This is a genomic window from Rothia koreensis, assembly GCF_004136575.1.
Classification (GTDB): Bacteria; Actinomycetota; Actinomycetes; order Actinomycetales; family Micrococcaceae; genus Rothia; species Rothia koreensis.
On sequence record NZ_NOIQ01000005.1, the window covers coordinates 94,436 to 119,810 of the forward strand.

Here is a 25,375-nt window from a genome sequence, read left to right on the forward strand (position 1 = left end):
CCACCCGTTCAGTGGGGGTCGGTCAGGTGGTCATGGACTTCGATGAGCGGAGGGCTATCAGCGCGTAGGTTCTCGCCGCCTCCAGCAGTTCAGGTATCTCCACGCTTTCGTCGGGTTGATGGGCTTGGTTGTTGACGTCGCCGGGGCCGAGAACCACCGTGGGGATCTGGTGGACGCGGTTGACGAAGCCGCCCTCGCACGCGGCCGTCCATACCCCGGTCTCTCCGCTGCCACCAGCACGCCGCACCGCGTCCTGGCATCCGGCCACGAAGTCGTCCTCGGGGTCCGTCCTGAACCCCGGCATGATCATGTCGATGGAACCGGTCAGGGAGATCCGTTCCGCTCCCGCACGGCTGCGTCCGCGCACGGCCCGCGTGGACTGGGCCAGGATCTCGGACAGGATCGTGGCGGGGTCCTCTCCGGGCAGCGTCCGGCGGTCCAACGCGAGCTCGCACTGGTCCGCAACGATCGAGGTTCCGTGACCGCCGCGGATCGACCCCACGTTCCAGCACGCCCGGCCGAGTTCCGGATCCGGGTGGGACCGCAGGGCGACGTCGTCGGCCTCGATCGTGCCGATCACGTCGCTCGCGGCGAGGATCGCGCTCGCGCCGTCGTCCGGGTTGCCGGCATGGGCGCTGGCGCCGGTGATCTCGAGCCTGAGATTGGTTGCTCCCCGGCACGCCGTGATGATCTGCATGCCCGTGGGCTCGGCGGCCACGCAGCCGGTGTACTCCCCCGCCGGTTCGGAGGCAACGTAGTGCTGCGCCCCGGCGGCGTCGCATTCTTCGTCGACCGTGACCAGCAGCGTCATCGGGACCTCGGGCGCGACCGCGTGGACGGCGTTCATGGCCACCACGAGGGAGGCCAGCCCGCCTTTCATGTCGGAGGACCCGCGTCCGATGAGGCGGTCTCCCCACCGACGCGGTTCGAACGGGTCGGCGGTCCACCCGGCGCCTGCGGGGACCACGTCACTGTGGCCGAGGAAGAGGACGCCACCGTTCCCGGTCCCGTCTCCGCCGAGCCTGGCCGTCAGGTTCGAACGGCCCGGAGCCACCTCGTCGACCTCGATCCGTGCCCCGATCGCCGCGAGCGCCCCGGACAAGGAGACGACGGTCGCCTCCTCCGTGCCGCCGGGGTTCTCGCCACCGGCACGAATCAGTTCCTCCGCGAGCGCGACGATGCTCTCGGCGTCGATCCTTTCGGTCACCTTCTCCGCGCGCCGCGTGTCCGTGGCGGCGAGGTCGATCGACGTCATCAGAGAGTCCCCCGCCGCTGCTCCGCGAACTCGTCCAATGCTGTCCCGAGCCTCTCGACACCCTCGCGGATCCGTTCGGGCGAGGACGTGGCGAAGCACAGACGCAACGAATGGCGCTGGCTCCCCGAGTCGGTGAAGGCCGGCCCCGGGATGTACGCGACGCCGTGGCGCAGCGCGAGCGGGAACAGTTCTTCGGTGTCGATCCCGGAGTATTTGCCCTGGAGATCGATCCACAGGAAGAAACCGCCGTCGGGGTCGGTGGACAGGATGTCGTCACCGAAACGCTCCGCGAGGGCCTGCGTCATCGCTTCCTTGCGCTCCCGGTAGATCGAACGCAACCAGTCGATGTGTTCGTCCAGTTTCCCTTCCGCGAGGTAGTCCGAGACGACCTTCTGCATCGGAACGCTGGTGCACGTGTCCATGGCCGGTTTTGCGTTGACCGCGATGTCCCGGAGGGAGGGGTCGAGCTCCATCCAGCCCACGCGCAGGCCCGGGGCCAGCGTCTTGGAGAACGTGCGGACCTGGATGACCCTCGGATTTCCGGGGCTGAGTTCCAGGAACCCGGGGACCTCGTCGCCCTCGAAGCGAAGGGCGCCGTACGGGTCGTCGTCGACGATGTACGCGTCCCACTTCTCTGCGAGTTCCAGGAGCAGTTCGCGGCGTTCCCGCGACATCGTGGTCCCGCTCGGGTTCTGGAAATTGGGGATCGTGTAAATGGCCTTGGGGGTCTTCCCGAAGTTCTCGACCAGATCGGGCAACGCTTCGACCACGAGCCCGTTCTCATCCATCGGCGCCTCGATCACGGAGGCCTGGTAGCTCAGGGCCGTACCGATGCCGTTGGTGTACGTGGGGCATTCCACGATGACGCCGTCGCCCGGGTCCACGAGCATCTTGAACGCGATGTCGAGCCCCTGCATCCCGCCCGTTGTCACGACGATGCGTTCGGGACTCGTCTCGATGCCGCGCGAGGCCTGGTAGCGAACGATCTGGTCGACCAGGTCGGCTTCTCCCTCGCTCGCGCCGTAGCCGAAGCGGCCCTCGGCTGCGGTCCCGAGGATGCGCCCGAAGTCTTCCGTGGGGATCAGTTCGTCATTGGGCGCACCCATCGCGAAACGGACGATGTCATGGGTCTGGCTGGCAAGGAGGGCCGTCGAGGCATCGATCACGGACCCCTTGAGCTCGCTGGCTCTGCTGGCCAGGCGGGTCGTGGAGATGGTTGGGGTTGTCATGGTTACCTCCCTGAGTCGAGTCTGATGAGGCCGTGCGGAATGCTGCTGAAGGTCTCGCATCCGGTAGGCGTGACCCTGATGGATTCCGAGACCTCGTATCCCATGCCGGTCAGCCACATGCCGGCGATGAGATGGAAAGTCATGTTGGTGTGGAGAACCGTGGTGTCGCCCTCCCTGATGCTCACGGTCCGTTCACCCCAGTCCGGCGGATAGCCGACGCCGATCGAATAGCCCAACCGGGAATTCTTGGAGTACCCGTTCCGATCAAGCACCGCGGTGAATGCGCGGGCGACGTCGTCGCTGGTGCTCCCCTCGCGGACGACCTCAAGGGCCGCTTCCAATGCCTCGTCCGTGACTCCGGCCAGGCGCTCGAGGTCCGGTTGTGGACTGCCGATGATGGCGGTCCGGGCCAACGGCGCGTGGTACCGACGGTGGGCTCCCGCCAATTCGACCGAGATCGGCAACCCCCGAGGAGTGGGCGTATCCGCCCACGTCAGATGCGGGGTATCGGCGCCGGCACCGGTGGGAAACATGGGGACGATCGATGCGTAGTCGCCGTCCACGTCGCCTTCGCCCCTCGCCTGGGCCGCCATGACATCGGCGGCGACCTGGTTCTGGGGGCGGCCGGGACGGAGCCCGGCGAAGGCAGTGTTCATGGCAATCTCGCAGATCCGTCCGGCCTGTCGCATGTAGGCGATCTCGGCGTCGGACTTGATGAGGCGTGCCCAGTTGACGAGGTTGTGGGACTCCACGAGGTTCCAGCTCGGCAGACCGTCCACGAGGGACCGGTACGTGCGGACGGTGAAGAAGGCGGCGTCGCCCTCATACCCGACGCGCAGGGCCCCGCCGTAGCCCAATTCACGCAGGGACTCGGCAATCCAGTCGCCGGGATGGACATCGACCTGGTGGATGTAGGTTTCCGGATACCCGAAGATCCGGTCCCCGGGAACCTGGGTGATGGTCCTGTGGGCTCCGTTGGCGTCCATCTCGCGGGCGAAGAATCGAAGGTCGCCGTCGACCGGGACGAACAGCAACTGGGGTGTGTAGAAGGACCAGGCGTCGTAGCCGGTCAGATAGTAGATGTTGGCCGGATCCGCGACCAGGAGGGCATCGAGACCCTCGGCGACGGCCAGTTCCCGGACCCGCTGGCGACGAGCTTCGAACTCTTCCGCGGAAAACGGGGCCTCCCTGGTGCCGTCCACGTTCTGTCGGGACAATTCCCCCTCCTCTCGAGCTCTGTGAGCCACCTCTCGCTTCGTGGTGCTATCGATGCTATGCGTGGCTGACAAGGGGAAGAAGAAGGGGCAACTTGCCCATAGGGTTAAGTTGTAGTTAAAGATCCCCCTTTCCCCGATAAGGACCGACCGTGCTGAACGTCCAACGACTGATCCTGTTGCGCGAGCTGGACTCCCGCGGGAGCCTGGCCGCCGTCGCCCGCGCCCATGAGATCAGCCCCGCCGCCGTGTCCCAGCAACTCGCACTGTTGGAGCGGGAAGTCGGGATCCCCCTGACCGAACGGGTCGGCCGTCGAACCCTCCTGACCCCGATGGGCAAGAAACTCGCCCGGAGGGCGGACCAGGTGGTCGGCATCCTGGAGAGCGCGGAGGCCGATGTCGACGCCGCCCTCAGCGACGTCCACGGAACGGTGCGGCTCGCGTCCTTCGGCTCCTTCGCCGTCTCGTACTTCGCTGAGATCCTGCACCGGATGAAGGCTTCGTATCCGCAGGTCACGGTCGAGTTCGCGCTCCAGGAGCCGACGGCGGCGATTTCGAGCCTGGTCGGTCGGCGCATCGACGTCGCCATCACGGACGAGTTCTCGGGCCGTCCGCAGCCGGTCGAGACCGAGTTGAATTCGGTGCACCTGTTCCGGGACCGCATAGTCGCCTACTCCCCGTGGCCGGTCGACTCGCTCCAGGACCTGGCGGACGTGCCCTGGGTCCTCGAACCCGCCGGGAGCACGGCCGCGGAATGGGCCCTGAGCACGTGCCGTCGCGCGGGCTTCGAACCCCGGGTCAGTTACGAATCCTCCGACCTGCGCTTCCACCACGACCTCGTCCGCGCGGGCATGGCCGCCGCGTTCCTGCCCGACATGGTCTTCGACAACGGCCTGACCCCCATCGAGCGGCCGGCCCACGCGATCGAATGGTCCGCGGACAACTCCCCCGAGCTGTACCGGGACGTCCATGCGCTGACCCGACGCGGGGCCCAGCTCAAACCGGCGACAAAGGCCCTGGTCGAGCACACGATGCGAGTGACGGCCGGCTAGGCGCGCCGAGGCGGCAGTTTTGTGCGGTGCCGGCGCCGAGGTGGCAGTTTCGTGCGGTACCGGCGCCGAGGTGGCAATCCTGTGCGGTGCCGACGCCGAGGTGGCAGTTTCGTGCGGTATCGGCGCCGAGGTGGCAATCCTGTGCGGTATCGGCGCCGAGGTGGCAGCTTTGTGCAGTTTTTGGGGCCAAAACCGCACAAAGTTGCCACCTCGGGCGAAGAACCGCACACAGTTGCCACCTCGGGCGAAGAACCGCACACAGCTGCCACTTCGCGCGAGCAACCGCACGAAACTGCCACGTCGTCGTACTCCCCGGACGACGACGCCCCGGACGACGCCCCGGAGGACGACGCCGCCCCCTCAGCTCGACGAGAACCGGCGGAGGTTGAACAGACCCGCCAGGGCGGCGAGGCCCAGGACCGAGAACGAGAGCAGACCCGTGGCCGCCAGCCCGACGACGGGAATCAGCAACCCGGCCGCGACGGAGGGGATCGAGATGGACAGGTATGCGACGACGAAATAGCTCGTGGTGACCTCGGTTCGGTGTTCGGAAGCGGTCGCGGCGGTCACGACTCGCAACCCGGTCATGAACAGCAGGCCCTGGCCCGCCCCGTTCAGGATCGCCGCGACAACAAGCATCGGCAGGGATTCGAAGCGCAGCGTCAGGATACCGAGCAGCATCCCGCAGGCCAGGGACAGTGAACCACAGAGAATGAGCCAACGATCGGAGAGGCTCTTCAACGCAACCTGCGCCGCGGCCGAAGCCAGGAAGACGGCGCCGATGATCAGGCCCAACGCCGCCGGGGCAGTCACGGAGAGCATCTGGGAGAGCACGTTGGGCACAACCGACGAGTAAATGCCCATCGTGGCGAATCCGACCACGGCGCCCAGCGATGCCGGGCCGAAAACGTGACGGGTCTCGGCCGGAACGCCGGGCATCTGGAGGCGGAAGGCGCCGCGTCGTCGTTCGATCGGATCCCGCATGGGAAGCAGAGCCAGACCGGCAAGGACCAGCATCACCATGTGCAGCACGTACGGTGCGCGCAGTGACCAGCCATCCGGAAACGCAACCAGCGCGACCTGCGATGCGACGCCGGCCAGCACGATGCCCAACCCCAGGCCACCGATGTTGGCGGCCGTTGCCACCGCCCCACCGAGTCGTTCGCGGCCCACGGGGGCGTTCTCCATGACGCTGACGGTTCCGGTGGAGGTCAGCAGTCCGGCGGCAAACCCGGAGAGCACCCTGCCCACGAACAGCAACCATTCCTGGGTTCCTATGCAGAACAGCACCGCGGATGCGATCGAGAGGATCACACCGGCCAACAGAACGGGTCGCCGGCCGAGCATTTCCGAGAGCCTGCCGAAGAGAATCAGGCCGAGGATCACGCCGCCCGCGTAGATCGCGAACAGTTCGGTCGTGACCGTGCCGCGGAATCCGAATTCGGACTGGTACTGCGGATACAAGGGGGTCGGAAGGGTCGTGCCCAGCATGACCGTGGTGAAGACATAGGCGGCCGCGGCCAGGGACGCCACGGTCGCGGCCTTCGGTCTTGCGCGTGTGCTCATGGCTCCATTGTGGTCCGCCCGCGACCGATCTCGACCCCTCGCTTCACCACGTCTCACATGACGACAATCGCGCGTCCGGTGATCTCGCCCCGATCGAGGGCCTGATAGGCCTCATCAACTTGCTCCAGGGAGTAGCGCCTGGTCACCGCCTCTTTGAGCCGGTATCCCCCGTCAGCGGCGAGCTGGGCGACGGCGGGAAGATCCACCCTGGTCACGGCACCAAAGGACCCGGTCACGGTCTGGCCCCGCCGCACCAGCGGACTGATCTCGACCTCCCCGTAGACCCCGCCCGGGGCAATACCGATGGCGATCATCCTGCCTCCTTCGCGCAGGAGGGATGCCGCCTGCGTGAAAGTCTCGGGCCGGCCCAAGGCCTCGAAGGCCACGTGGACCCCCTTGCCATCAGTCATCTCCCGGACCGCCTCCCGGGGATCCGTGGTGGTCGAATTGACGACCTCGTCCGCGCCGAGACGGCGGGCAGCTTCGAGCTTCTCGTCGGCGACGTCGATCGCGATGACCTTGGAAGCACCCTGGTGTTTCGCGACCTGGATCAGACTGGTTCCGACGCCGCCGACGGCCACCACCGCGACCGTCTCACCGTCCACCAGACCGGATTTCCGCACGGCCCCATAGGCCGTGAACGCGGCGCACCCGAGGATTGCGCCCTCTTCGGCCGGGACGTTCTGGGGGCGCGGGGTCAGGGCGGAGATCGGAACGACCGAGTATTCGGCCATTCCGGCCATCGAATACATGGACAGACGCCGGCCGTCGGCCGTGGCCAAACGAGAGGTCCCATCGAACAGGTTCCCTTTGAGCCGGTTTTCTCCGAAGAACTTCTCGCACAGGTCGTCCCTTCCCCGGAGGCACTGTTCGCACTCCGTGCAGGGCATGATGAACGCGCCGATCACGGGAGTCCCCACCTCGATGCCACCGGCGTCCTCGGTGCCTTCACCGATCGCGACGACGTCGCCGCTGATCTCATGGCCGATGACGCCCGGAGCCGGAAAGGCGACTTCGCCCTTCAGCACGTGGAGGTCCGTGTGGCACACCCCGCAGGACGTGATGCGTACGAGCGCTTCATCTCGCGAAGGAACCGGGACGGGGACGTCCTCGGTCGTGAGTCGGGGTGAATCCCCTTGCCAGATGGCGGCGCGCATGGTTTCCGGAATGGTGATGCAGGTCATGTACTGATACTCCGTCCGTCGTCTCGGTATTGCAAGAATGACGCCGACACACGACACGGCGGCCCTCCCCTGCCCGGATGACCGGGTGGGGAGGGCCGCCGTGTCAGTGCATCGGAGGGACTACTACTTCTTGCGTCCCACCGCGAAGATGGCGCCTGTCGTGACGTCCTCCTCGACGGATTCGAGGGTCCGGCCGCGGGTTTCGGGCAGGAACTTGAACATCACCAGGATCGCGATCGCGTTGATGACGGCGAAGCCGAAGAACGACCCCGTCAGGCCGACTGCTTCGAGGGCGACCGGGAAGAAGTAGCTCACGAGGGCGTTGGCGATCCACATGCAGAACACGGAGAACCCCATGCCCACCGCGCGCATGTGCAGCGGGAAGATCTCGGAGAGCAGAACCCAGGTCGCGACGTTCAGGAAGGTCTGCATGGACCCCACGAAACACACCACCAGAATCAGGATGATGTACGGGCGGGCGGCAGAGTCGGCAGGAACCGCAAAGGATGCGATGCCGATCAGCACGTGGAACAGGGTCACGAGCGTGTACCCCGTGATGACGGTGGTGCGGCGGTTGATCTTCTCCATCATCCACAGGGCGATGAATGCACCGATCACCGCGATGACACCGGGAGCGATGTTGGCGACGAGCGCAGCGTTGAGCGCGAATCCGGACTGCTCGAGAACGATCGACCCGTAGTACATGATCGAGTTGATGCCGGTGAGCTGCTGGAAGACCGCGAGCGCAATACCGACGAGCAGGATGCGCAACAACCACTTGTTCTTGAGGACCGACTTGAGCCCGGTCTCGTTCTCCTTCTTCTCGAGCTCGTTGACCTGCTGGACGTCCTCGATCTCGGCAATGGCCCGCTCCTCGGAGCGGATCGTCTTCAGGACGGCCAGGGCTTCATCGTGGCGACCCTGATTGATCAACCAACGGGGCGACTCGGGCATGCGGAGCATCCCGAAGAACAGACAAATGGCCGGGAGCGCACAGATCGCGAGCATGATGCGCCAGATGTGGTCCATGTGGCCGAGCGTGTTGCCCAGAATTGCGTTGACCACGAAGGCCGCGAGCTGACCCACGACGATCATCATTTCGTTGCGCCCGGAGAGCGAACCGCGGATCTCGTACGGGGCGAGCTCCGCGAGGAACACGGGGACCACGGTCGATGCGCCGCCCACGGCCATGCCGAGGAGGAAGCGACCGATGAGCAGGACGACGATCTCCGGTGCGAACACGCACACGGCCGTTCCGAGGAAGAACAGGACGGCGAGCATGATGATCGTCTTGCGACGACCCCAGGCGTCCGAGAGCTTGCCGATGCTCACCGCACCAATGGCCGCGCCCACGAGCAAAGAGCTCGTGACGAGGCCCTGGGTGTCGGCTTTGAGCCCGAGCTCCGCCGACATCGGCTCGAGAGCTCCGTTGATGACGCCGGTGTCGTAGCCGAACAGCAAGCCGCCGAAGGTCGCGACAAGGGCGACCAGACCCAAGCGCCGTTTGTGCACGCCTTCGGTCAGGGGCGGAAGCGGTCTGGAGGGTTTCTCCGTTGCAGGGCCACTCATGATGACTCCTTCGATAGCGCCCGAGGGGCTTCCTCGCCCCTCGGAGCGGTTGTTGATTATTGGTGATTGGTGGGCATGTTGCCCTGGCGAGCCGCATCAACCATGTCCGTCATGGTGTCCAGTTGATAGCGGGAGACTGCGGAGGCGTCCTCGTTCTCTGCGAAGACGCTCGAGACCAAGACCGTGTCCTCGGAGTCGAGGAATCCGATCTCGTTGAGGCCACCGAAGAATTCCTGCCAGTCGACGTCGCCGTCGCCGATCTTGAGGTGCTGGTGGACTCGGGCGGGGCTTCCGGGAGGGTTGGTGATGTAACGCAAGCCGTTGGACCGGTGGTGGTCCATGGAGTCCGCCACGTGGGCGACCCTGATGCGGTCCCCAGCAGCGCGCATGATCTCCAGGGGTTCGTCCTCCATGTGGAAGGTGTGGCAGGCGACGTAGACCATGCCCAGGTTCTTGGAATTGGCCCCGCGGATCACCCTCCAGGCGTCGAGGCCGCGCTCGACGAAGTCATCGGGGTGGGGGTCGATAGCCACGTGCAGGCCCTCGCGCTCGATGATGGGGAGCAGCTCCTCCATCGACCGGTAGAAAGCGCGTTCGGATTCCTCGGCGAGTTCGGGGCGCCCCTGGAATTCGGTGTTGAGCTGCTGGACGCCCAGGTCGACGGCGATCCGGATGATCCGCTTCCAGTTCCGAACGGCGGCCTCGCGGGCGTCGGGGTCCGGGGAGGACCAACGCATCACGGGCAGGATCGAGGCGATTTCGACGCCGGCGTCCTTGCAGGCCGCACCCAACCGAGCGACGAGGTCGTCGTCGGCCTTGGGGTGGTTGAAGAACGGAATGAAGTCGGGGTGCGGGGTCATTTGCAGGTAGTCGTACCCGAGGTCTTTGACCAAGCGGGGGAACTCGAGCAGGGAATGCGTTGCATGGAAGGGGGTGGGATCGAGGGCGATCTTCACGTGTTCTCCTCATCGAGTGTCGTCGGGGCGACCGGTCATGCGTGTGATTTGGGTCGCAATGCAAAAGTGATCCGAAAATGGGGCTTGCCGCGGCGGCGCGAACAAGCCCCGGTTTTCGGGGTGACCCTTATTTGTCCTATCATATGCACAATTTGGGTCAGTTCAAGGTTTTCAGCAAAGAAATCGAGTCAGCTGGGGACAGGGACCGGGATCAACGGTAAAGATCCGGCTTCGGCTTGAGTTCCACGTCCACCGACGTCCCCGGCTCAGCGATCGCTTCGAGGCCCGCTTCGCAGCAGGCTGCGGCCGCGTAACCGTCCCAGGCGTCGGGTCCGGCGATCTCTCCGGCCAGACATCCGTCAATCCATTCCTGGATCTCGGTGTCGTAAGCGTCCACGAACCTTTCTTCGAAGCCGGGGGTCACCTGGTCGACGCCTTCCTCCAGGTGGTTCCTCTCGAACACGGCCCGGGTGGTCACGGCGTACCCGTATTCGGCGGTCACGTGGGTATTGACGGACACGCGGATCCCGGATTCGGTCTCCATGAGAATCTGTGCGGGATCCACGAGCCCCTCTTTCGCACGGGAGGAGTTCTTGCACGCCCGAACTTCTACCGAGGTGACTTCCTCGCCCGTCAGATAGCGGACGATGTCGAACTCGTGGACCACGGTGTCATCGATCAGGTTCCGCCCGGTGTATGCGTCCGGGACCTCCGGGTTGATGTGCTCACAGTCCAGGGCGAGCAGCTCGCCGTGTTCGCCCGAACGAACGGCCGAGCGAATCGTGCGGTAGCCCTGGTCGAATCGCCGCATGAAACCGACCTGGATCAGCCGCTTGCCGATCGTTTCCTCGGCCTCGACCACGCGCCACGCCGACTCGGAGTCGGGGGTCAGCGGCTTCTCGCAGAACACGGGGAAGCCCTTGGTCAGCGCGGGAAGAAGAACCTGCTCGTGCAGGAACCCGGGGGTCGCGACCATCACGGCGTCGACCTCCCCCGAATCGAGGGCCTCGGTGAAGTCCGTGAAGACCTTCGCCCCCTCGATCCCCTCGATGGCCGCCTGGGCCTTGGGCTCGTCGATATCGACGACGGCGGCGACGCGCACGTTCTTCATACGGTTCTGGAGGCGCACAATGTGGTCGGAGCCCATTCGGCCCGCCCCGACGACTCCGACGCGCAGGATTTCGTTCATGGTGGCTGTTCCTTTCAAAGATTTCGGATCCGTGGACCCGTCTCAGGCGACCACGGTGCGTGCGCCGCAGCTCAGGAGGTACTTGCAGGTGCGCGATGCGATCGGGAGAGGATCGTCGAAGCTGGCCACGGGGTACATGTCCTGTTCGACGATGCCGTACAGGGGACGGTCCAACTTCTCCGCGGCCTCGATGACTTCGCGCAGATCGGGAAGACCGTTCGGGGGCTCGCACATGACTCCGGCTGCCGTCGCGTCCTTGAAGGTCATGTCCTCGGCCCGAACCTTGGCCAAGGTATCCGGATGAACCTGCTTCAGGTGGAGGTATCCGATGCGCTCGGGGTACTTCTCGATCAGTTCGACCGACGACGCCCCGCCGTATTCCGCGTGGCCGGTGTCCAGGCAGAGGGTCACGAGCTTCGGGTCCGTCATGGCCAGGAATTTCTCGATCTGGTCCATGGTCTCCACGTGCGAATCCGCGTGGGAATGGAATTGCTGGAAGAGGCCGAACTCGCTCTGGAGACGCTGCCCGAGCTTGTCGTGCCCGGCGGCCAGGTCCTCCCATTGCTGGTCGGTGAGTGTTCGGTCCTCGAGGGCGCGGCCCGTCTTGTCGTCCCGCCACAGGGCAGGGATGACGACCACGTGGTGAGCCCCCATGGCCGCGGTCAGCTCGGCGACTTGGCGTGCCGGCTCCCACGCGGCGTCCCACTGGTCCGCGCCACGGTGGAAAGCGGTGAAGACCGTGCCGGCGCTGATGCTCAGATCGCGTTCCTTGAGCTCCTTGGCCAGCGTTTCCGGTTCCGCGGGGAGATACCCGTACGGTCCGAGCTCGATCCACTTGTAACCGGACTCGGCCACCTCATCGAGGAAACGTTGCCACGGGGTCTGCTGCTCGTCATCGGGGAACCAGACGCCCCATGAGTCGGGGGCTGTTCCGATGATGAGATTGTTCTCGAGGGTGGGAGCGGTCATCGTTGACACTCGCTTTCGACGTTGAAAGTGCGGGAAGAGGGGCGCCCGGGCACCTCGCGACCCGAAAGGCCGCGAGGTGCCCGAGCGTTGGTGACGCGGGGGCCAGGACCACCGGACGGTGTCCCTGAGCCCACGACGAGGATTAACTGTCGGAGCTGGCGGGCATCGCGAACGATGCACCGGAAACCGCCTTCGGCTCGGGCCACCGCTGGGTGACCACCTTGCCGCGGGTGTAGAACTTGATTCCGTCCGGACCGTAGATGTGCAGGTCGCCGAACAGCGAGTTCTTCCAGCCGCCGAAGGAGTGCCAGGCGACCGGCACCGGGAGCGGAACGTTGATGCCGATCATGCCGACCCGAACCTTGCGCTGGAAGGTGCGGGCCACGGCCCCGTTGGAGGTGAAGACGGCGGTGCCGTTCCCGTAGGGGTTCGCGTTGATGATCTCGATGGCTTCTTCCAAGGATTCCGCGCGGATCACCACGAGGACCGGCCCGAAGATTTCTTCCTCGTAGGCGCTCATCTCCTTGTTGACCTTGTCGAGAATGGTCGGACCCACGAAGAAGCCGTCCTCGTGGTCCTTGACCACCAGGTCCCGGCCGTCCAGGACGACGGCGGCACCGGATTCCTGCGCCTCCCCGACGATGCGGGTGATGCGTTCCTTGGAGGCCGGGGTGATGACCGGCCCCATGTCCGCCTCGGGATCGGTCCCCTCGGTGACCTTGATCCCGGAGGCCAGGTCCTTAACCCGGGAAACGACCTCGTCGGCGGCGTCGCCCACGGCAACCGCCACGGAAATGGCCATGCACCGCTGGCCCGCGGACCCGAACGCGGCCGCGTTGAGGTGTTCCGCGGCCATGGTCATGTCGGCGTCCGGCATGATGACGGCGTGGTTCTTCGCGCCTCCCAGGGCCTGAACGCGCTTGCCGTGCTGGGTTCCGGTCTCGTAGACGTACTTCGCGATCGGGGTGGACCCCACGAAGGAGATGCCGTCCACGTCCGGGTGGGTCAGCAGTCCGTCGACCATTTCCTTGTCCCCGTGCAGGACGTTGAAGACGCCGTCCGGGAGCCCGGCTTCCTTCCACAGCTTGGCGAGCAGCATCGACGCGGAGGGGTCGCGCTCGGACGGCTTGAGGATGAAGGCGTTGCCCGTGGCAATCGCGACCGGTGACATCCAGAGCGGGACCATGACCGGGAAGTTGAAGGGCGTAATGCCCGCAACCACGCCGAGCGGCTGCCGGAACGAGAACACGTCGATACCGGTCGATACCTGCTCGGAGTATTCGCCCTTGAGCTGTTCGGAAATGCCGCACGCGAACTCGATGACCTCGAGACCGCGGCTCACTTCGCCCTTGGCGTCCGAAAGCACCTTGCCGTGCTCGGCGGTGATGATGCGGGCGAGTTCGTCCGTATTGGCGTGGACGAGCTCGCGGAACTTGAACAGCACCGCGGACTTCTTGGCGAGGGACATCTCTGCCCACGCCTCCCCGGCCTTCTTGGCCGAGGCGACGGCGGCCTCCAGGTCCTCCTGGCCGCCCAGGTGAAGGTTGCCGGTCACGGCACCGGTGGCAGGGTTGTAGACGTCCTGGCGGCGCTCGCCCGATCCGTCGGTTTCACTTCCATTGATGAAGTGCTTGATGTCTGTGGTCAACGTCTTCTCCTCACGGGGATTGGTGCCAAATTCTTGCACTCGGCGGGGTGTTCGAATCCGTCCGTCAGCCCAGAAGGGGCTTCTGTGTGGATTTCTTGCTTTCGTAAACCTTGTACGCCTCCTGTGTGGAGGACAGGTCCGAGACCGATGCGACCGGAACGTCCCACCAGGACTCCGAGTCGGGTGCATCGATCAAGGGGTCGGAATCGACATGGATCAGGATGGGACCGGAGCCTTCGGGAGCGGCCTTGGCCCGCGTGACGGCCTCGCCCAGGTCCTTGCCCACGTTCTCGCCCGGGTCCACGCGAATCACGGTGACACCGAGGGACTCGGCGTTCGTCGCGAGATCGATGGGCAGGGTCTCTCCGGAGTCGAAGGACTGGTGCTCGTCGTCGTGGTAGCGATACTTGGTCCCGAACCGTTGGGATCCGAGGGACTCGGAGAGGGCCCCGATCGAGGCGTATCCGTGGTTCTGGATCAGCACGACGATCAGTTTGATGCCCTCGGCGACCGCGGTGACCAGTTCGGTATGCATCATCAGGTACGAACCGTCACCGACCATCACGACGACGTCGCGGCCGTCCTGTTCGTGGAGGCTCGCACGCTTCACTCCCAGACCGCCGGCGATCTCGTATCCCATGCACGAGTAGGCGTACTCCACGTGGTAGCCGTACGGATCCTTGACGCGCCAGAGTTTGTGCAGGTCACCGGGCAGGGAACCAGCAGCGCAGATCACGACGTCGCGATCGTCCATCGCTTCGTTCACGGTCCCGATGATCTCGTTCTGGGACGGAAGCGGCCGGTACCTCTCGGCGAACGCGGCGTCGGCGATCGAGTCCCACCGCTTCTTCTCTTCGGCCACGCGACCCGTGAGCTCCTCCGAGACGAGGCTCCCCGAGACGGCGTCGTTCATCTTCACCAGTGCCTTGCGGGCATCGGCGACCACGGGAACCTGGGTTCCCTGCTTGTACGCGTCGAAGGAGGCCACGTTGATGTTGACGAAGGAGACCTCCGGATTCTGGAAGGCCGTCCGCGACGCGGTGGTGAAGTCCTCGTACCGCGTTCCGATCCCGATGACCAGGTCGGCTTCGGCCACGAGCGCGTTGGATGCAGTCGATCCGGTCGACCCCACCGCTCCGAGGCACAACGGGTGGTCCCAGTCCATGACGCCGACTCCGGCCTGCGTGTACGCGACCGGGATGCCAGTGGACTCGGCGAATTGGCGCAGCTCATTGACCGCGAAGGCATAGTGCACGCCGCCGCCGGCGATGATCACGGGCTTCTTCGCGGACCGGATCTTGGCCATGGCCGCGCGGATGTCTTCATCCTCGGCCTCGGGGCGGCGGATCCGCCACTCCCGCTCGGCCAGGAACTCCTCGGGAACATCGATGCGTTCGGCCTGGACATCCTGGGGGAGAGCAATCGTGACGGCCCCTGTTTCGACCGGGTCGGTCAGCACCCGCAGGCCGTTGAGCAGCGCGGAGAACAATTGCTCCGGGCGCCACACGCGGTCGAAGTACCGGGACACCGGCCGAAGCGTGTCATTGACGGTGACATCGTAGGCGTCCGGGCGTTCGAGCTGCTGCAGCACCGGGTCCGTCGTCCTCGTGGCGAAGACGTCGGACGGGAACAGCAGCGCCGGCAGGCGGTTGGTCGTCGCGAGCGCCGCGCCGGTCACGAGGTTGGTGGAGCCGGGGCCGATGGAGGTGGTCGAACCGTACGTTGCCCGACGCCTGGTGTGACGAGCGTAGCCGGTGGCCTGGTGAACCATCGCCTGCTCGTTCCGCCCCTGGTAATAAGGCATGATACTGGGATCCTGCCCCTGGAACTGACGCAGGGCCTGGCCCACCCCGGCAACGTTGCCGTGGCCGAAGATGCCGAACATACCGGGAACGGTCCGCTCGCGGTACTCCTCGGATCCGATGCGATCCACGGTGTACTGCTGGCTCAGGAAGCGAACGAGCGCCTGCCCTACGGTCATGGTCTGAGTAGTCATGAGATCCTCTCTTGCGCGCTCTGGTTTCGTCTGTCGCTCAGGAGCGACGCCGCGGTGGCAACGGCGCCTTCGACGTCGCCGTCCTCCGGGTACAGGAGGGTTCGGCCCACCGTGAGTCCCTGGACGCCCGGAAGGGCGAGAGCGTCACGCCAGGTCGAGAAGATCTCGTCGGGTGCGGCCGTCGGGTCCCCGCCCAGGAGCACCGTGGGAAGGGTGGTCGATGCCATCACTCGCTCCATGTCCTGGACCACCGGCAGCTTCATCCAGGTCCAGGCACTCGAAGCACCCAGCGACGACGCAATACCGACGGACTTGATCACGGCCTCCGTGCTGAGGTCGTTGGCGATGCCGCCGTTGCGAGTGGTCGAGATGAAGGGCTCGACCATCGCGTACAGGCCGTTCTCGGCCAGATCGTCCACGGCATGTGCGCAGGCCTCGAGGGTCGCGGTGGTGTTCTCGTCCCCGTAGTGGATCCGGGTCAGCATTTTTCCGCCGTCGGCCCCGAGGTTTTTCAGGGTCTCCGCAGTGTGGCCGGTGAAACGGTCGTCGATCTCGTTGACCAGTCCCGACAACCCGCCACGGTTCATGGAACCGAAGACGAGCTTGCCGTCGAGCGCACCCAGGAGAAGCAGGTCGTCCAGCACGTCGGGAGAGGCCAGCACGCCGTCGACGTCGGGGTTCTGGAGCGCCGTGCGCAAACGATCGAGGAGGTCGCGGCGGTCGGCCATGGCCTCATGATCGTCCCTGACCTTGAGGGCCCCGCGGGCCGGATGGTCGGCGGCAACGATGAAGTTCTGCTTGCCGTAGACGACGCCGGGGTGCCGCGTCCGCGCGTCGGCGGCGCGTTGCACGGCCGCGGGGTCTTCGAGACGAATCCGGGTCAAGTCTTCGTACCTGGTCGGATCGTCCGAGCCGATGTCGGGAGCAGGGAAACGGGGTATCCCCTGAACGCGGTTGCTTTCGGTGCTCATGCTGCGAATCCCCTTCCGCGCTCGTTGAGCAGACCCAGGACCTCGGCCGTGGTGGGCATGTCCTCCGAGCACGCGATGCGCGAGGCGACGATCGCGCCGGCAGCGTTCGCAAAGTCCAGCACATTCTGCATGTCCCACCCGGAGAGGATCCCGTGGCAGAAGGCCCCGCCGAAGGAGTCACCCGCCCCGAGCCCGTTGCGGGTCTCCACCGCGACCGGCTCCGAAATCACCGTTTCATTCGCGGTCTTGGCCATGACTCCCTTGGAGCCCATCTTGACGACGGCGATTTTGACGCCGGCGTCGAGCAGCCGATCCGCCTGCTCTTCGGGGGATCCGTCCCCGACTGCAACCGCGCATTCCTCGCGGTTGCCGATCGCAATGGTCACGTACTTCAGGTTCTCCCGAACCTGTTCCGTGGCGTCCTCGATCGAATCCCAGAACATGGGGCGGTAGTCGAGATCCAGGACCGTGTGCTGGTCCTCCCTCAGCTCTTCGCGCGGACGGGCCCGGTGGGCCTCGAGCTGGGCGGAACGGCTGGGATCCTGGCAGAGGCCCGTGACCGTGGACCAGAAGATTCGGCTGTCCTTGACCGCCTGGACGTCAATTTCTTCCGGCTTGATCTGGAGATCCGGCGCGGTCGGGAACCGGCCGTAGAAGTAGAGCGGGAAGTCTTCCGGGGGCTTGATAGCGCAGAACGTGGCCGGGGTCTGGAGTCCGGCCACGGGGGTCACATGGGCGTCGTCGACGCCGTACCGACGCAGTTCGCGGTGGAGGTATTCGCCGAAGGGGTCGTCCCCGGTGCGGGTGATCACGGCCGGCTTCCGCCCGTGCTTCGCTGCGGCGACGGCCACGTTGGACGGCGAACCGCCCAAGTACTTGCCGAATGAGGTCACATCCTCCAGGCCCACTCCGATGTCGTTGGGATAGATGTCAACGCTGATCCGTCCCATGGTGAGCAAGTCGTAGCTCATGAGCTGGCCGGTCCTTCCCGTGGTTCGTCTGCTGTCGGAGCGTCGGCCCGATGTCGGACCGAACGCCCCTTTCGGCGCCTCGCCTCGGACCACCCATGGTGATCCGTCTTACTGATTACAGAGTGCCCCATGAACTTTGTCCTGTCAATGTTTTGTACAGACAAACTCCGTTGCCCAGTGTACTGTGACGTGACGGGGGTTACGTTTCGCGGGGTCGATGTCTCCCCGGACCTGCCCTCCCCGACCGCATCTTCTGCACGACCGCAAAGGAGCCTTCCATGAAACTCGGCGTCTACAACGCGATCCTCCACGACCTCTCCCTGGACGAAGCACTCGACGAAGTGGTGAAGCTCGAACTGGACGGCATCGAGGTCAATTCCGGCGGTTTCCTTCCCCCGAAGCACCTCCCGATCGACGAGATCCTCTCCTCGGACGCAGTCGCCAAGGATTATCTAAAGCGATTCGAGGACCGCGGGCTGGAGATTCTGGGGCTGAATTGCAACGGGAACCCGCTCAATCCGGATCCGGCCATCGGCCCCGACGACGCCGACGACATCCGGCGCTCGATCCGCGCGGCAGCCGCCTTGGGACAGAAGCGCGTCGTCACCATGTCAGGTCTGCCGGGGTCGGACCCGGACGCCCGCTACCCCGCATGGAACATCAACGCGTGGGGGTCGCACGCCCTGGACTCGCTGGAGTGGCAGTGGGACCGGGCGAGCGAATTCTGGACCGAGATCGACGAACTCGCCCGGCAGAACGACGTCAAGGTGGCGCTCGAGCTCCACCCCCAGAACCTGGTGTTCAACCCGGCGACGGCTCGACGACTCGTGGATCGGATCGGCGCGACCAATATCGGCGTCGAACTCGATGCGTCCCACCTCTTCTGGCAGCAGATGGACCCGGTGGCCTGCGTCCGGTGGCTGGGACCGCTCGTCTACCACGCGGCCGCCAAGGACGTGCGGATCAACCGCGAGAACGCCGAAATCCACGGGGTCCTGGACGAACGGTTCCGCCGCCTCGGCCCCGAAGAACCTCGCACCCACATGGGCGGCGACGAATACGCCAACGAATGGCCGCAGGATTCCGCGTGGGACTTCGTGACCGTCGGCATCGGCCACGACGCCGACTACTGGGCCGAATTCCTGCGCGCACTGGCCGAAACGGAAAAGGCCACGGGCGAGGAGATGTGCGTCAACATCGAGCACGAGGACACCTCGATGGGCGCCATCGAAGGCCTCGAACTCGCCTCCCGCACCCTGTTCGACGCCGCCCAGCGAGCCGGCCTCCGCTGACGGGGCGGGGTCGGCGACGTCGGTCGAGCGGGGTCGGTCGGGGTCGGCGGGGCGGCTCCGGCGAGGCGCCGTCGGTCGGTCGAGGTCGGCGGGCGCAGGCGGCGTCGGGGCGCAGGGACTGACGGACGACGTCGGCCGGACGATTTTCGCAGACGAGAGCCAGCCCATCGCTGTCGAAATCTCGCTGCACCCGCGGCCATCAGCCGCAATACCCGCTGGCCACGATTCGAACCCGCGACGTCGCACGCCCGCAGGCCCGGCGACACCCCTTCCCGTCCGGTTGCGTCCCGTCCCGCCCCACAGCTTCCCGCGTTAGGTGGCGGTTACCCGATTCGGAGCTGCCCACCGTCGTTAGGTGGCTGCCAAACCCCCACCTAACGACGGAGAACTCCACTGAATCGGGTAACCGCCACCTAACACCACCTAACTATTGACGTCATGCCCACGACGTCGGCGGACAACCCACTCTCGATCGGGCGACCACCACTGAACAGGCCTTCGCACGCCCGCGAAACCGGAATCAGCCCCTTCGCCACCCCCTCGAGGTGGCAATCCCGTGCGAAAACCCCCGCGAGGTGGCAATCCCGTGCGAATTTGGCAGCCAAAATCGCTCAAATGTGCCACCTCGCGGGGAAGATCGCTCAAATCTGCCACCTCGCGGGAAAGGTCGCTCAAATTTGCCACCTCGCGGGGAAAACCGCACCGAATTGCCACCTCGAGCCCACGCCAAACCCACACGCACCGCCGCCCCCGCCAGCGGGCCGTCTATTTCCCGACGACGTAGATCTGGCCGGTGGTCACGTCTTCTTCCAGGCCCTCCAGCGTGCGCCCGCGCGTCTCAGGGACCTGGGTCCTCACAAAGATCAGAGCCAGCAGGTTGACCCCGGCGAACAGGAAGAACACCACGGTGATCCCCAGGCTCGCGACCATTTGCGGAAAGAAGAGGGCCAGCAGCCCGTTGGTCATCCATCCGAAGAAGACCGAGACGCCGATCGCGACGCCGCGCATGTGGAGGGGGAAGATTTCGGCCAGCCACACCCAGCCGGCGACGTTGAGGAATGTCTGCATGGACGCCACGAAGGCCACGATCAGGAAGAGAAGGACCCAGGGCCGAATGGGGTTGTCCTCGGGAATCCAGCGGGAGGACACGCCGATGAGGGCGTGGCAGAGCGTCGTCAGGGTCAGGCCCAGCGTGAAAACGGTCCTCCGGTCGACCCGGTCCATCATGTACAGGGCGATGAACCCACCGATCACCGCGACGATTCCCGGAGCAATGTTGGCGATCAGCGCCGCATTGGCCCCGAACCCGGACTGGATCAGCACGATCTGGCCGTAGTACATGATCGAGTTGATGCCGGTCAGCTGTTGGGCCATGGCAACCCCGATGCCGACCAGAAGGATCCGGAGCAACCACTTGTTGGCCAGGATCGCCCCGAGACCGGTACGGACCTCCCGCTCTTCCTCCGCGACGTCCTCGACGTCGAGGATCTCGGCCTCCGCCCGGCCCTCGGGTCGCACGGTCCGGAGAACTTCGAGTGCCTCCTGGTGACGCCCCCGATCGACCAACCAGCGAGGCGATTCGGGCATGCGCAGCATCCCGATGAACAGGCACACCGCGGGGATCGCACAGATCGCGAACATGTACCGCCAGACGTGGTCGAGGTGCCCCAGGGTGCTCCCCAGAATCGCGTTGATCACGAAGGCGGCGAGTTGCCCGATGACGATGGCGACCTCATTGCGTCCCGAGAGGGAGCCGCGGATTTCGTAGGGGGCGAGTTCGGCGAGGAACACCGGGACCACCGTGGAGGCTCCGCCCACGGCGAGACCGAGGCAGACGCGGCCCGTGACCAGCAGTCCCACGTTGGGCGTGAGAACGACGACGACCGTACCCAGGAAGAACAGCACGGCCAGGACGATGATGGTTCGTCGTCGCCCGATGGCATCCGAAATTCTGCCCCCGAAGAAGGCGCCGACGGCGGCCGCGAAAACGAGCGAGCTCGTCGCGACCCCCTCCGTGATGGCTGTGAGACCCAGCTCGTCCGCCATGGGACGCAGCGCCCCGTTGATGACCCCGGTGTCGTACCCGAAGAGCAGCCCACCGAAACAGGCAATGACGGACATCAGCCCCAGACGTCGCCGGTACGGCCCTGGGGTCAGCGGGGGAAGATGGGAACTGGTGGTATCGGTCGCTGAGTTCGGCATCGGAGACTCCTTTGTCCGTTGTCACGCCCGAGAAAGACTTCTCCGGCGAGTGACCGGCCGCCCTGGACGGCCAGGCGTTGCAGAACAACCTAGCGTGACTCAGCACACATGTCTAGGGTTTGTCCTGACATCTGGACTTGTAGGGGTCACATGCGAAAAATCCTCAGAGAGGATCCGTCAGAACAGCGCGATCTTCTCCGGCGCGGGGAAGATCTCGTCCAGCGCGGCCAGGTCGTCGTCGCCCGGAACCCACGACGTCGCCGCCGCGTTGGTGCGCACCTGCTCGGGCGACGTCGCCCCGGCGATGACCGAGGCAACCTGCGGGCGGGAGGCCAACCACGAGAACGCGACGTCCAGCGGACTCAGATCGCGTTCCGCGGCGAAGGCGACGAATCGCTCGATCTGGTCCCAGTCGGTCGATTCGAGCAGACCCGGTTTCGAGTGGGACAGCCGGGAACCGTCCGGCGCCGTCCCGTGGCGGTATTTTCCGGTGAGCAGGCCGTTGGCCAGCGGGAAGTAGGGAAGGACGCCGATTCCGAAGCGCTGGGCGGCGGGCAGAACCTCGAGTTCGGCCCGACGGTCGAGCAGGTTGTAGTGGTTCTCGGCCGCGACGTAGCGGGTCGCTCCCGTCTCGGATGCCAGGTGGTCGGCGTCGGCGATCTGCCACCCGGCGTGGTTGGACGTACCGATGTACCTGACCTTGCCAGCGCGGACGACGTCGTCGAGGGCGGCGAGGGTCTCCTCGGGAGGAGTCACCCCGTCGGGGGTGTGATAAAAGTACAGATCGATGTGGTCGCGCCCCAGGCGCTCGAGGGAGGCGTCCAGCGCCCTGTTGATGTAGCGGCGCGAGCCTCGCGCGCCGTGGTCGGCACCGTTGGTGCCCTTCATGTCCATTCCGAATTTGGAGACCACGACGACGTCGTCCGCGGCCTTCCCCAGCCCGCGCAGGGCTTGGCCGAACATCCGCTCCGAGGTCCCGGGCTCCTTGCCGTAGACGTCGGCGACGTCGAACAGTGTGATGCCCGCGTCGACCGCAGCCGAGACGACGGAGTCGGTGCCTTCCTGCGTCTCGGTCGGGGTGCCTGCACGCCCGAAGTTGTTGCACCCCAGCCCCACGGTGGAGACCATGAGTCCCGAATTGCCCAGTGAACGATATTCCGGAGTAGAAGTCATGCGTCCACACTAGATGCCGGGCAGGTGGGGCGGAAACGCCAAACCTTCTCAGGAACGGGCGTTTGCGGGCTCCGACCCGTCCGACCGTCAGACCCGTCAGGTCGCGGGGTGATCGGTGAAGAAGTCCCAGATCAGGTCCGTCGCGTGCAGGTCCGGGGTGTCCCTTCCCTGGCCGACGTGCACGGGAGCACCCGGCCAGGTGTGTCCGCCGCCGTCGATGCGATACTGCTGGACTTCCGTGTCGGACCGGCATTTCCTCTCGTACAGGCGGTGTTCGACGCCGTCCACGGGGTGGTCGACCTCGGCGTCGCGAGCGCACCCGTTCCGGACGACCCACTCGTCCACGAAGTCCTCGACCGAGAGGTACTTGCCGCCCTTGCCGTCGCCGCCACGATAGGTCATGACGCCGTCCTCGGTCCCGTGGAATTCCATGAATGGCTCCGGGGAGGCCTTTTCGCACCCGTCTCGCGTGCCCTCGTAATAGGCCCCCGCGACGGAGGCGAACGCGGAGATGCGGTCCGACATGCGGCAGGCCAGCAGGTTGACGAATCCTCCTCCGTTGGAGAATCCGGCTGCGAAGACCCGGTCCTTGTCCACGCACAGGTCCGACTCGACCCGGTCGAGGATGTCCTCCGTGAATTCCACGTCGTCGGTCTTCGGCGAATATCCGGCTCCCTGCCAGGCCGTCCCCTGACCACCGTCGAGGCCCTGGGGGTAGACCGCGATGGCTGGTTTGTCGGAGAAGCCGGAGAGCCGCTTCATGGTTTCGGAGTGCTCGTACATGCCGTGGAAGGCCAGCACGACAGGGGTCTGGTCATCTGCCTGGTATTCCGCGGGCGTCGTGACCTGGTACATCCGGTGCTTCCCGCCGGATTCGATGGGCACGCTCCACGATTCCCCTGCTCGCATGGTACTGGCCCCGCAGCCCCCGGTCCTGCCGGAGTTCTTGCCGCCCGAGTCCTTGCCGCCCGACGATTCGTCCTCGGAGGAAGAGGCCGAACCGCTCGCTCCGGAACCGCTTCCCTCGACGTCGGCGTCGGGTGCCGAACAGGCGACCAGGCCGAAACCGAGCACGGCCACGGCGCCGAGTGCACGGATGATTTTCTTCACGGAGGACCACGACCTTGCGGTGTTGGGGTTGTCGATGCTCGGGACTCTTCATCAATAGCACGCCTCGGCTCGGGGTCAACCACCTGACCCTGCCGCTGACTTCCTTGCCGACCAGGCACGACGCACCTCACCGCGGGTGGACTAGAATCGATACGAGCGTCGGAGCTGCCGGAGACGGCGAGTGCGACGCTCGATCTTTTGAGGCGGCCGCATCGGATCACGCCGGGCCCCGAGAACGGGGCCGGTCGGCGTCGGGACCGGACACCCCAAACCCACCCATTGAGAGAGTATCTACGGATTTTCACGAATGACTTCTGAGAACACCGCGGCTCCCAGCCGCCCCCACCCACCCCGCAACGGTTTCGACTCGTTCTTCAAGATCACGGAGCGAGGATCGTCCGTTGCCACCGAAATCCGAGGCGGCCTGGCCACCTTCTTCGCGATGAGCTACATCGTGGTCCTGAACCCCCTGGTCCTCGGGATGATCGCCGACGCCAACGGCTCCGAGCTCGGCCTGGCCCGAGTCGCGGCAGCCACCGCCTTGATTTCCGGCGTTATGACCATCCTGATGGGCGTCATCGCCAACCACCCCTTCGCCATGTCGGCCGGTCTCGGCATCAACGCCTTCCTGGCCGCGACCATTTCGACGACGCCGGATCTCACCTGGGAGAACCTCATGGGCCTGGTCGTGTGGGCCGGCGTCATCATGTTCCTCCTGGTCCTGACCGGATTCCGGACCGCCGTCTTCAACGCCGTGCCTCCGTCTCTCAAGACGGCGATCGTGGTCGGCATCGGTCTGTTCATTTCGCTCATCGGATTCGTGAACGCGGGGTTCATTCGCCGCATGCCCGATTCGGCTGGGACCACCGTGCCCGTCTCGTTCGGCGTCAACGGCAACCTCATCGGGTTACCGATCCTGGTGTTCGTGATCGGCCTGTTCGTCACGATCGCCCTGATGATCCGCAATGTCCGCGGGGCCATCCTGATCGGCGTCGTCATCTCGACGATCATCTCGGTCGTCCTCGAGGCGATCCTTCCCTCGGGGTCCTCCACGGACAAGCCCACGGGGTGGTCCCTGGTCGCCCCGCAGATTCCCGACCAGTGGCTCGGACTGCCTGACCTGTCCCTGATCGGCAACGTCAACCTGTTCGGCGCATTCCAGACGCTGGGCGGGATGGCCGCGACCCTCATGGTCTTCGCGATCCTGCTCTCGGTGTTCTTCGACGCGATGGGCACGTCCGTGGGCCTCGCGACGGAAGCGCACAACATCGACGAGAACGGCAAGATCCCGGGGATCAATCGCGTGCTGGCCGTGGACGCCGTCGGCTCGATCGCCGGTGGCGCAGGGTCGGCCTCGTCCTCCCAGATCTTCGTGGAGTCCGCGACGGGCATCGGCGAGGGCGCCCGGACCGGATTCTCGGTGGTCATCACCGGCGTCATGTTCCTTTTGGCCATGTTCGTCTCGCCACTGGTCAACATCGTGCCCTTCGAAGCTGTCGCGCCCGCCTTGGTCGTCGTCGGGTTCCTCATGGTCCGTCAGGCCGTGCACGTGCAGTGGGACGACTGGGGCCTGGGCATCCCTGCATTCCTGACCATCGCGATGATGCCGTTCACCTACTCCATCGCGGACGGCATCGGCGCGGGCTTCGTGTCCTACACGTTCATCCGGATCGTGCAGGGGCGGGCCAAGGAAGTGCACCCCCTGATGTACCTCGTCTCGGTCGCGTTCGTCCTCTACTTCGGCATGGGAGTCATCCAGGGCTGGACGAGCTGAGCCCCCTGGGGGCCGGCCCTCGGGTCCGGCCCCCATCCGGGTCCGGCCCTTCCCC

19 protein-coding genes are annotated in these 25,375 nt (G+C 65.6%); 3 read left to right on the forward strand and 16 right to left on the reverse strand.

Annotation, left to right across the window (positions count from 1 at the left end):
- Nucleotides 1-22: 22 nt before the first annotated feature.
- From EWU68_RS06385 to EWU68_RS06395, 3 genes are read right to left on the reverse strand one after another with little or no spacing between them, the layout of a single operon-like run.
- Nucleotides 23-1,255: a M20 family metallopeptidase gene (locus EWU68_RS06385; RefSeq protein WP_129315282.1), complete on the reverse strand. Its 1,233-nt coding sequence runs from the start codon at nt 1,253-1,255 to the stop codon at nt 23-25.
- The gene (locus tag EWU68_RS06390) at nt 1,255-2,484 is read right to left on the reverse strand and encodes an aminotransferase-like domain-containing protein (protein ID WP_165162114.1); all 1,230 of its coding nucleotides are present in this window, start codon (nt 2,482-2,484) and stop codon (nt 1,255-1,257) included. Before EWU68_RS06390 ends, EWU68_RS06385 begins: the two co-directional genes overlap by 1 nt.
- A gap of 2 nt (nt 2,485-2,486) precedes the next feature.
- A complete protein-coding gene (locus tag EWU68_RS06395; protein WP_156265507.1) occupies nt 2,487-3,701 on the reverse strand; it encodes a M24 family metallopeptidase in 1,215 nt (404 codons plus the stop codon).
- Nucleotides 3,702-3,850: 149 nt separating this feature from the next.
- Here EWU68_RS06395 and EWU68_RS06400 point away from each other — a divergent pair, with 149 nt between their 5' ends.
- Nucleotides 3,851-4,750 carry a LysR family transcriptional regulator gene (locus EWU68_RS06400; RefSeq protein WP_129315284.1) on the forward strand — a complete coding sequence of 300 codons (900 nt, stop codon included), beginning with the start codon at nt 3,851-3,853 and terminating at the stop codon, nt 4,748-4,750.
- Nucleotides 4,751-5,110: 360 nt separating this feature from the next.
- Here EWU68_RS06400 and EWU68_RS06405 read toward each other — a convergent pair whose 3' ends face one another.
- From EWU68_RS06405 to iolC, 10 genes are all read right to left on the reverse strand, one after another.
- Nucleotides 5,111-6,316 (reverse strand): MFS transporter, encoded by a 1,206-nt coding sequence (locus EWU68_RS06405; RefSeq protein ID WP_129315285.1) that lies wholly within the window; start codon nt 6,314-6,316, stop codon nt 5,111-5,113.
- A gap of 53 nt (nt 6,317-6,369) precedes the next feature.
- Complete coding sequence (locus EWU68_RS06410) at nt 6,370-7,500, reverse strand: zinc-binding dehydrogenase (protein ID WP_202976696.1); 1,131 nt, start codon at nt 7,498-7,500, stop codon at nt 6,370-6,372.
- Nucleotides 7,501-7,623: 123 nt separating this feature from the next.
- Nucleotides 7,624-9,069, reverse strand: coding sequence for a sugar porter family MFS transporter (locus EWU68_RS06415; RefSeq protein WP_129315286.1), 1,446 nt, complete (start codon nt 9,067-9,069; stop codon nt 7,624-7,626).
- A gap of 56 nt (nt 9,070-9,125) precedes the next feature.
- Complete coding sequence (locus EWU68_RS06420) at nt 9,126-10,025, reverse strand: sugar phosphate isomerase/epimerase family protein (protein ID WP_129315287.1); 900 nt, start codon at nt 10,023-10,025, stop codon at nt 9,126-9,128.
- Nucleotides 10,026-10,236: 211 nt separating this feature from the next.
- Nucleotides 10,237-11,214, reverse strand: a complete 978-nt coding sequence (locus tag EWU68_RS06425) for a Gfo/Idh/MocA family protein (RefSeq protein ID WP_129315288.1) — start codon at nt 11,212-11,214, stop codon at nt 10,237-10,239.
- Nucleotides 11,215-11,256: 42 nt separating this feature from the next.
- Nucleotides 11,257-12,183 (reverse strand): sugar phosphate isomerase/epimerase family protein, encoded by a 927-nt coding sequence (locus tag EWU68_RS06430; protein ID WP_129315289.1) that lies wholly within the window; start codon nt 12,181-12,183, stop codon nt 11,257-11,259.
- 142 nt (nt 12,184-12,325) lie between these two features.
- The gene (locus EWU68_RS06435; protein ID WP_129315290.1) at nt 12,326-13,831 is read right to left on the reverse strand and encodes a CoA-acylating methylmalonate-semialdehyde dehydrogenase; all 1,506 of its coding nucleotides are present in this window, start codon (nt 13,829-13,831) and stop codon (nt 12,326-12,328) included.
- Between the two features lie 64 nt (nt 13,832-13,895).
- Nucleotides 13,896-15,812 carry a 3D-(3,5/4)-trihydroxycyclohexane-1,2-dione acylhydrolase (decyclizing) gene (iolD, locus tag EWU68_RS06440; RefSeq protein ID WP_129315311.1) on the reverse strand — a complete coding sequence of 639 codons (1,917 nt, stop codon included), beginning with the start codon at nt 15,810-15,812 and terminating at the stop codon, nt 13,896-13,898.
- Nucleotides 15,813-15,823: 11 nt separating this feature from the next.
- The gene (locus EWU68_RS06445; protein WP_156265508.1) at nt 15,824-16,798 is read right to left on the reverse strand and encodes a Cgl0159 family (beta/alpha)8-fold protein; all 975 of its coding nucleotides are present in this window, start codon (nt 16,796-16,798) and stop codon (nt 15,824-15,826) included.
- Nucleotides 16,795-17,769 carry a 5-dehydro-2-deoxygluconokinase gene (gene iolC, locus EWU68_RS06450; protein ID WP_129315291.1) on the reverse strand — a complete coding sequence of 325 codons (975 nt, stop codon included), beginning with the start codon at nt 17,767-17,769 and terminating at the stop codon, nt 16,795-16,797. Before iolC ends, EWU68_RS06445 begins: the two co-directional genes overlap by 4 nt.
- A 278-nt stretch (nt 17,770-18,047) precedes the next feature.
- Between iolC and EWU68_RS06455 the strand changes: the two genes are divergently transcribed.
- Nucleotides 18,048-19,061, forward strand: a complete 1,014-nt coding sequence (locus tag EWU68_RS06455; RefSeq protein ID WP_129315292.1) for a sugar phosphate isomerase/epimerase family protein — start codon at nt 18,048-18,050, stop codon at nt 19,059-19,061.
- Nucleotides 19,062-19,826: 765 nt separating this feature from the next.
- On the opposite strand, the gene EWU68_RS06460 is transcribed toward EWU68_RS06455, so the two are convergent.
- The 3 genes from EWU68_RS06460 to EWU68_RS06470 all read right to left on the reverse strand — a co-directional run bounded on the left by EWU68_RS06460 (nt 19,827) and on the right by EWU68_RS06470 (nt 23,546).
- Nucleotides 19,827-21,263, reverse strand: a complete 1,437-nt coding sequence (locus EWU68_RS06460) for a sugar porter family MFS transporter (RefSeq protein WP_129315293.1) — start codon at nt 21,261-21,263, stop codon at nt 19,827-19,829.
- Nucleotides 21,264-21,440: 177 nt separating this feature from the next.
- Entirely contained in the window at nt 21,441-22,436 is a 996-nt protein-coding gene (locus EWU68_RS06465; protein WP_129315294.1) for an aldo/keto reductase, read from the reverse strand.
- A gap of 96 nt (nt 22,437-22,532) precedes the next feature.
- Complete coding sequence (locus EWU68_RS06470; RefSeq protein ID WP_129315295.1) at nt 22,533-23,546, reverse strand: CE1 family esterase; 1,014 nt, start codon at nt 23,544-23,546, stop codon at nt 22,533-22,535.
- A 307-nt stretch (nt 23,547-23,853) separates the two neighbouring features.
- Between EWU68_RS06470 and EWU68_RS06475 the strand changes: the two genes are divergently transcribed.
- Complete coding sequence (locus tag EWU68_RS06475; RefSeq protein ID WP_129315296.1) at nt 23,854-25,320, forward strand: NCS2 family permease; 1,467 nt, start codon at nt 23,854-23,856, stop codon at nt 25,318-25,320.
- Nucleotides 25,321-25,375 lie beyond the last annotated feature (55 nt).